At 61.8% G+C, this 1,111-nt stretch carries 2 pseudogenes; one reads left to right on the forward strand and one right to left on the reverse strand.

Annotated features, from left to right (window positions below):
• Positions 1-164: 164 nt before the first annotated feature.
• Positions 165-368 (forward strand): annotated as a pseudogene (locus AB4Y34_RS41635) (integrase); the annotation flags it as partial.
• Between the two features lie 81 nt (positions 369-449).
• Here AB4Y34_RS41635 and AB4Y34_RS41640 read toward each other — a convergent pair.
• Positions 450-1,111, reverse strand: a pseudogene (locus AB4Y34_RS41640) (IS66 family transposase); the annotation flags it as partial.

Consider the following 1,111-nt stretch of genomic DNA (forward strand, 5'->3'; position numbering starts at 1 on the left):
GCTCCTTCCCCGATGTTGGGGTGCAGCGGAAAGGAGCCTCAGACTATCTCTATATGGCTTCGCACATTTGCCCAGAAAGGGGCAGCATCGCAGTCTTACAAGACATAGTCCGGCAGGGAAGATAGTGCCGCCTATCTCTTTGAAGAGATAGGCGTCATACGACCGCAATGCACCTGCTGCAGTCTGGCGTCGACATCACGGTCATTGCACTTTGGCTTGGACATGAGAGTCCGTCAACAACACACGGATACGTCGAAGCGGATCTGGCAATGAAAGAGCGCGCCCTGGCAGCCATCGCTCCACTGAAAACCCATCGCTCCCGCTACCGGCCACCGGATACGCTGCTGAAGTTCCTGGAGGCGCTTTGATTATGTCCAGTCGTGCGTGGCGGACTCCCCGACGATTCGGGGGCCGCTACTCTCGCTCAGCATAATCCGCAAGTGCACATAACGCCTGCCGAGAACCAGCGGCCTGATCGCGCGCTCCGCCGTATTGTTGTCCACCTCGACGCGCCCGTCTTCGCAATAGCGTGTGAGTGCATGCCAGTGCCCCAGCGAGTATTTAATCGCCTTCGCCAGCCCCGACTTCGCCGATACCTGTGACAGCGTGTGTTCGTACCAGGCCTTCAGATCAGCGAGCAATGGGGCCGAGCGCAGCTGACGCGCAGACAGGCGCACGTCCGGCGTCTGGCCTCGAACCTCGCGTTCAACGGCATACAGCGCCCCAATGCGGCGCAGTGCTTCCTCGGCAATTGGTGAGCTGTCCAGCTTGTACAGGTCATAGAACTTGCGCCGCGCATGCGCCCAGCACCCGGCCTCGATGATCGTGCCGTCACGATACAGCGCGTCGTACCCGCTGAAGGCATCTGCCTGCAGGATTCCCGTGTAGCCCGCCAGATGTTCCCGAGGTCGCTCACCTTTGCGGTCGGGTGAGTACCTGTACCAGACGGCTGGTGGCGCGCGGCTTCCTGCCGGGCGGTCATCGCGCACATAGGTCCACAGGCGCGCCGTGCGTGTCTTGCCACGCCCCGGCTCCAGCACCGGCACGGGCGTGTCGTCGGTATGGATCTTGTCTGCGGCGCGCACGTAACCACCGAGTGCGTCGGACAGGG

The organism is Paraburkholderia sp. BR10954 (genome assembly GCF_040965775.1).
In the GTDB taxonomy this organism is placed as follows: Bacteria; Pseudomonadota; Gammaproteobacteria; order Burkholderiales; family Burkholderiaceae; genus Paraburkholderia; species Paraburkholderia youngii.